This window comes from Belnapia moabensis DSM 16746, assembly GCF_000745835.1.
GTDB lineage: Bacteria > Pseudomonadota > Alphaproteobacteria > Acetobacterales > Acetobacteraceae > Belnapia > Belnapia moabensis.
Genome location: NZ_JQKB01000162.1, coordinates 1 through 6,447 on the forward strand (window position 1 = coordinate 1; position 6,447 = coordinate 6,447).

At 62.0% G+C, this 6,447-nt stretch carries 8 protein-coding genes and 1 pseudogene; 8 read left to right on the top strand and 1 reads right to left on the bottom strand.

Features of this window, described 5'->3' with window-relative positions; all coding sequences use genetic code 11:
• The coding region (locus EP26_RS29155) for an IS630 family transposase (protein ID WP_043341976.1) at nt 1–329 on the top strand (329 nt) is incomplete at its 5' end.
• 604 nt (nt 330–933) lie between these two features.
• On the opposite strand, the gene EP26_RS34130 is transcribed toward EP26_RS29155, so the two are convergent.
• Nucleotides 934–1,740, bottom strand: coding sequence for a GNAT family N-acetyltransferase (locus EP26_RS34130; RefSeq protein ID WP_169747534.1), 807 nt, complete (start codon nt 1,738–1,740; stop codon nt 934–936).
• Nucleotides 1,741–2,211: 471 nt separating this feature from the next.
• Here EP26_RS34130 and EP26_RS29160 point away from each other — a divergent pair, with 471 nt between their 5' ends.
• From EP26_RS29160 to EP26_RS29180, 7 genes and pseudogenes are all read left to right on the top strand, one after another.
• A complete protein-coding gene (locus EP26_RS29160; protein ID WP_043344651.1) occupies nt 2,212–2,766 on the top strand; it encodes a cysteine dioxygenase family protein in 555 nt (184 codons plus the stop codon).
• Between the two features lie 474 nt (nt 2,767–3,240).
• Nucleotides 3,241–3,645: pseudogene (locus EP26_RS38820) on the top strand (Bug family tripartite tricarboxylate transporter substrate binding protein); the annotation flags it as partial.
• A gap of 118 nt (nt 3,646–3,763) precedes the next feature.
• Complete coding sequence (locus EP26_RS38380; RefSeq protein ID WP_281177139.1) at nt 3,764–4,069, top strand: tripartite tricarboxylate transporter substrate-binding protein; 306 nt, start codon at nt 3,764–3,766, stop codon at nt 4,067–4,069.
• Nucleotides 4,070–4,149: 80 nt separating this feature from the next.
• On the top strand, nt 4,150–4,548 hold the full coding sequence (locus EP26_RS29170) for a class I SAM-dependent methyltransferase (protein ID WP_052389840.1): 399 nt from the start codon (nt 4,150–4,152) through the stop codon (nt 4,546–4,548).
• A 20-nt stretch (nt 4,549–4,568) separates the two neighbouring features.
• On the top strand, nt 4,569–4,946 hold the full coding sequence (locus EP26_RS32695; protein ID WP_052389841.1) for a hypothetical protein: 378 nt from the start codon (nt 4,569–4,571) through the stop codon (nt 4,944–4,946).
• 452 nt (nt 4,947–5,398) lie between these two features.
• Nucleotides 5,399–5,848, top strand: coding sequence for an MgtC/SapB family protein (locus EP26_RS29175; protein WP_052389842.1), 450 nt, complete (start codon nt 5,399–5,401; stop codon nt 5,846–5,848).
• Between the two features lie 345 nt (nt 5,849–6,193).
• Nucleotides 6,194–6,447: transposase (locus tag EP26_RS29180; RefSeq protein WP_043344652.1), on the top strand; the 254-nt coding region annotated here is incomplete at its 3' end.

Consider the following 6,447-nt stretch of genomic DNA (forward strand, 5'->3'; position numbering starts at 1 on the left):
TCCCCGCCGGCAAGGTGATCCACGCCATCCTTGACAACTACGCCACCCACAAGCACCCAAAGGTCCGGCAGTGGTTGGCTGATCATCCGCGCTGGGTCTTCCACTTCACGCCGACATCGGCGTCCTGGATCAACGCCGTCGAGGGCTTCTTCTCGGCCATCACACGCAGGCGCATCCGCCGCGGCGTCTTTCAGTCAGTCCCCGACCTGCAGGACGCCATCACCCATTACATCCGCGACCACAACAAGAAGGCCAAGCCATTCGCCTGGACCAGGCCTGCCGACACCATCCTCGGCACGCTGGCCAGGCTTCCTGCACCTTCCGTTTGAGTCAGTGCACTAGGTAGGTCGCTCGTCCGCGGCACCACGGCACGTTGCCGCTGTCAGTCGACATGCCGTCTACGAATAATGCAGGTAGTCGGCAACTGACCGCCTCCGCATGATCAGAAAGGTGGCCTGCCGGCTGTTCGCCGGAGCTTCATGTTGTCCCGAAGCAGGACGCCAACATGATCGCCTTACCGACGCGCGACCAAGGGCAAGCCTGCTTTAGAGGTGGGGGGGGCGTTCGGCCGGGTATGGGATGACCCTGAGCGCCGAGAGGCAATGCAGAAGGCCCAGTCCGTGGGTGCTCGGCGAAGATGGGCTGAGTACCGCAGGAAGAAGCAGGCCAAGCCGCCGACCTCTTTGCCGAGCACATCTGGATTGCGATGATCTCCATCATCTCGCGGCGGATCGTTGCGCAAATTTAGGCGCAGTAAGGCGTCTATTCGCGTACAGCGTTTAAGCGTCCACCTGCGGAGCGGTGCTGACCTTACGAAGCAAGACGAACTCGCAGAGCGCACCGGCTGCGTCGGACGCTCGCCTTGTGGAACCCCGCCGTGACATTGGCCCAAACTTTGAACTAAAAGCCACGAACATCGCGATGGCCGAGGGGTCAGTATGAAACGGACGGGAACCAAGCTCCTTCTGGCTGATGGTACTCGCCCTTGGCCATAAGGAGCATCGGCTTCACGACGCGTAACCCCTCGCTGATGCACCACTGGAATAAGCTGGCCTGCCGTACTGGAAGCAAAAACGAGATCGGTCCATCGATCATCGCTGATGCTCCCGCAATCAGCGATTTGAGATCGCTCTCAGTCTCCGCAATGCCGTGATTTGCTAGCCACAAGGCCGCAGAGGATAAGTAGCCGCAAACTCTGCCGTCTCTCTCAACAATAAATGGTTTGAAGTGTTTAAGGGCGTCACGCACTTCCACTGTACGCTCCATGCCATAAACTCTGCTGGCAAGCATACCGCAGTCGGCGAGATCGTCGGCGACTAGCGGGCGAGTCACGTAACCGGGCAGTGGCCCGCTCCGGCAGGTGCCGCGCATCACCAGTAAGGGCTCTTTAACTTCGAAACCCATCGAGGCGTAGAGCGGCACGGAGCGGACGTTAAAGGCATCAGCGACAAGGCGCACGCTGGCAGCCGTTTTGGCACGATCTAGAACGGCTCCCATCAGAGCACGGCCAACACCACGGCCCTGGAACCGCGGATCGACCGTTAATGTGGCAACAGCACGGATTGGGTCACCTTCCGCCAGAAAGTTGGAGCCGACGATGTGGCCATCTTGCTCCGCAACGACCCCGAACATGGTTGGCGAGGTGATAAAGGTATCCGCGAGTCGAATCCCGTCCTCAACATCTTGGAGGTCTGGATGAAACCCATGTGCCTCGGCAATTCCGCGGAAGGCATCATGCATGATGCGACCGACTTGAAGGGCGTCGGATTCCGTTACAGACCGGATGCACGGAGCCATGATCCCCCTCCCTGGTGAATGGAAGCTCGGTCAGCCGCTTACCGCAAAACATGGAGGCCCTAAAACAGCGGTAGCAAGCTAAAAGCGCCACGCATGAACGAGACTAGCACCATCGCTCGGGCTGTGGGTCTCCCTCGAATAACTCGCAAGAGCTTTTGCTCCGCTGCATCCACGGCTGTCGCTCCTCAGCCGGCTTTGAGCGGCGAACCAACGAGGGTGAGGCCTGCGACATAGGGCTGGTGCTGTTAGCACATAGAGACGGGCTTCGGTGCTGCCGGGTCCGCTCCCAACCGTTCCGCTAAAATACTATGCCGTAATTCCCGCGTGCTGCGGCGGATCAGAAAGGCCTAGGCTTCCCAGCAGCCGAGGCGCTGACCTTCATTCATCTCAGCGCTCGCGCGGGAGGGTAGGGCAATGTTTGACCTCGACCGGTTCGCGGCTGACTGCCGCACGGCGCTTGCCCAGGACCATGGTGCACACCGCGCGGTCCGCGAGGTCGTTGCCCGGGCGGTAGCAGACCCCAGCAGCGTGCTCGCCGGGCTTGGTGAGCCCCGCCGTGCAGGGGTCCAGAAGCTCTATCATGCCCCAGACTTGACGATCCTCAACATCGTTTGGGGACCGAAGATGACCCTGATGCCGCACGACCACCGCATTTGGGCGGTGATCGGCATCTACACCGGCTGCGAGGACAACATCTTCTGGCGCCGGGTGGAGGGCGGCAAGGTCGAGGCGGCAGGCGCAAAGGCGTTACGCACCGGAGACTGCACTGTTCTGGGCCGGGACATCATCCACTCTGTGACCAATCCCATTCCCCGCCTGACTGGGGCCATTCATGTCTATGGCGGAGACTTCTTCAGCATCGAACGCAGTGAATGGGACCCCGAGACACTGCGGGAGGAGCGCTACGATGTGGCCAAGAACATGCGCCTTTTCGAGGAAGCCAACACGGCTCTGGCCACGGGACAATGAGCTATGGCGGCTACCGACCGCAGTGACGGCTCCCCGCTAGACGACCTCTACTTCCGCGAGAACACCGCGGTCGTTATGACAAGAGCATCGGGTAGATGACACGCGGGTTCTGCGCGGTGTTTCGCGTGCTGCTGCTCAAAGTGGGGGCAATCGGCGAGGCGTAGGTGGACTCCCTCGTAGGCGGTTCGACGTGCGACCTCGTCACGTGCCGCTGCTTCGGTTCGTGCAACTGCTGCGCCTACACGGTGCGCAGAGATGCCTGACGGCGGGAACGGGCCGGGCCGATGGTGACCGCGTGAAATTGGGGAGGATGCTTTGAGCCGTTTCGAATGCTTTCCCACCCGACGCACCTTGCTCGCGGTAGCTGGCAGTGCCGCAGCCGCACCCCGGTCTGGCATGGCTCAGGGGCGCTTTCCCGACCGGCCGATCCGCATGATCGTGCCCTGGCCTCCAGGGGACGCCTCCGACACGCAGATGCGTGCCTTGTGTGAACTGGCGGCCCGGCATCTCGGCCAGCCAATCGTCATCGAGAACCGACCCGGCGCGACCGGCTCGCTCGGCGCAGTGGCGCTCAAGGACGCGCGGCCGGACGGCTACCTGCTCTCGCAGATGCCGCCCTCGGGCGTGTTTCGCATCCCGCATATGTCTGCCCGCCCGCCCTTCGACCCGCTGACTGACTTTACCTGGGTAATCCAACTCACTGGCTACACCTTCGGTGTGGTAGTGCGTGCCAACGCGCCTTGGCAGACCTTTCCTGAACTGCTCAACCACGCCCAGGCGAACCCTGGCCGGATCAACTACGGCTCGCCCGGCGTGGGTAGCCCGCTGCACGCGACCATGGAGCGGATTGCACGGCTCCGTGGCGTCAACTGGACCCATGTTCCATTCCGCGGCACCACCGACGACCTCCAAGCCCTGCTAGCAGGACAGGTGCAGGCCAGCGCGCAGGGGGAGCGCCTGGGCGCCGCTGGTCGAGGCTGGGCGGCTGCGCCTGCTGGTGACCTTCGGCGCGGAGCGCATCAAGCGGTTCCCCGATGCTCCTACGCTGCGCGAGGTGGGCATCGATCTCGTTGTCCCGGCGCCCTACGGCATCGCCGGGCCGCGCGGTCTCCATCCGGAGATCGTGAGCGCGTTGCATGACGCACTCAAGGAGGCGCTATTCGACCCCACGCACCTTGCGGTGCTGGACCAGTACGATATGCCGGTCCTGTATCTTGGCTTCGAGGATTACGCAGTTGCGGCCCGGCGCCAATACGAGGAGGAGCGGGATATCGTACGCATGCTCGGGTTGCGGATGGAATAGTGCCCTGAGGTGATGACGGAGGTCAGGACCAACTGCGGGTGGCGGGCGCCATACGCATAACTGTCGGTAAGGAGGGCAGGATGAGAGAGGGGCTGACCTTTACTAATGAGGCGGCTGCGGCGGGGTACGAGGGGGCCTTCGCTCACGTTTCCTCGCACTTCGTCCCTTTCCTGCTCCGCGCGGCCCAGGTGGCACCCGGCATGCGGGTGCTCGACATTGCAGCCGGGACTGGACTTGTCACGAGTGCAGCCGCCGAGGCGGTGGGTTCGTCAGGTCACGTCACAGCCGCGGACATCTCGGCTGCGATGGTTGGCAAGGCGCGGGAACGTCTTGGCAATCTGTCGAACGTCCTCTTTGCGGTCGAGGACGGCCAAGCTATGGGCTTCCCCAACCAGAACTTCGAGGCCGTGCTGTGCGGCCTCGGGCTTATGTTCTTTCCCGACGCTGCGCGGGCCTTGCAGAGTTCCATCGCGTCCTAAGCCCAGGCGGCCGAACGGTGGTGTCGGTCACCACCGCTGTTGATCGCTCCTACAATGGGCGGATCAACCGGGCCATCGCCCGCTACGCGCCCGCCGTTGCGGAGGACAACGCGCGCATGTTCTCGCTTGGCGACGAGGTGCGGCTACACTCGCTGTTCGAAGGGGCAGGCTTCCGGGATGTGGAGATCACCACTGTAACGCACTGCTTCGCGCTGGCATCCTTCGGCGCCTACTTCGGTCCATTCGAAGGTGGCGGCGGTTCGACCGGACAGGCGTACCTTGCCTTACCGGACGACCAGCGCCGCGCAGTGCGCGAGGAGGTGCGGCGCGAGGTCGGCGACAAAGGCGGGCCGGTTATGATCGAGACGGATATCAGGATCGCCAGCGGGCGACGTTAGGCGGCTGCTGCCCGGGTGGCGTATCTGTGGCCGGGCACCATTCCCACGGCGAGGAAGGGAGCGAAGATGGCGGCCTACTTCATCGTGAACCTCAAAATTCAAAACCCCGATTGGTTCGACACCTATGGCAGCGGGAGTCTGCTTGGTGCTTCTTAGCTTTCCGCCCAGGGTCGGCAGCTTCCGCATAGGCGTCAGTGACAACAAGGCCGGTGGATGATCTCCCGACAGCACCCCCTGCTGTATCACTGGGCCGCAAGCGCGATAGCGATACTGCGCCGCCAACTAGGTCCGAGGTTGAGTAGTGCGCGATCTAGCTTATTGCCCGATGGTTCTACATCCGATTTAAGACCTTAGTGAGGTTGGCTTTACCTTATCGACCTGCGAACCCGCCCATCCATTTCAAATCTGCGGCAAAACCAGTTCTGCCAAACTCCTTCCGATACACTCCAAGCATGGACCCATTTGATCTTCTCCCCAACGTCCGGCAACTGGCCTTCCTGCCGCATATCCGTGATCTCTCTATCGCTTATGTAATGGCTTTCTTGATTGGCTGGAACCGTGAGCAAGAGGATCGTAGTGCCGGGGTGCGGACCTTTCCCCTTGTGGCGATTGCCGCTTGTGGCTTCATCCAAGCTACAGAAGGGATCACCAAGGGCGAGCCTGAGGCCATGGCGAGGATCGTCGAGGGTGTGATCACTGGCATGGGTTTCATCGGCGGTGGCGCCATTCTGAAGGACCACGGCGAGGTGCATGGCACGGCAACGGCTGCCAGCCTTTGGGCTACGGGTGCCATGGGGGTTTCGGTGGGCCTTGCCGCCTACGATGTTGGCGCAGTCATATGCCTTTTCGCGGTGCTAACCCTCTACGTGATGAAGCGGTTTAAGCCCAAGCCACCGGGCTGATTGCAACAAATCACGCATATGCCAAAATTTTCCATTGGCGGCGCTGGCCGACTTGGACGCGCTACGCCGCGGCCCTGAGGTAATCACCGAAGTGGCCCGGCTGCTGCTCAGAGCCCGGTTGAGAATGCGATAAAGTTCTATTGGTAGGCACTCCGCCGCACGGTAAGCGCAACATCTCGCGTCGTGGTGGCATTTTCAAGCGGGCTTTCACACCAAAATCTCTTGGGTGAAAACGGGAAACTAGAGCCACACGATGCGATCGGCGTTCGCAACGCTTCGGTGTCTTTTCCTTCCTTCCGTGCTTAAGGCCTGTTAGAGCTTGAGTGCTACTCCCATATTCGGGGCATGACGGACGGGAACGGGTGCGAGGTTTTCACCGACGCAGCGTGGGCGCTCTGGGAGCCGCTGATCGAGGAGGTCCGCCCACACGGCAAAACGCCGCCCAAGGAGCTGCGCCGGACCATCTCGGCGATCTTCTGGCGGCACCAGAACGGCGCCAAGTGGCGCAGCATCCCGGCAGAACTCGGCCCATGGTGGCTGGCGGCGCAGTTGTTCATCCGTTGGGCCAAGCAGGGTGTGTGGGAGCGCCTGCTGGACCT

Coding starts and splice junctions, on each gene's coding strand:
- EP26_RS34130 (WP_169747534.1), bottom strand. CDS start 1,740: ATGCATGATGCCTTCCGCGGAATTGCCGAGGCACATGGGTTTCATCCA.
- EP26_RS29160 (WP_043344651.1), top strand. CDS start 2,212: ATGTTTGACCTCGACCGGTTCGCGGCTGACTGCCGCACGGCGCTTGCC.
- EP26_RS29170 (WP_052389840.1), top strand. CDS start 4,150: ATGAGAGAGGGGCTGACCTTTACTAATGAGGCGGCTGCGGCGGGGTAC.
- EP26_RS29175 (WP_052389842.1), top strand. CDS start 5,399: ATGGACCCATTTGATCTTCTCCCCAACGTCCGGCAACTGGCCTTCCTG.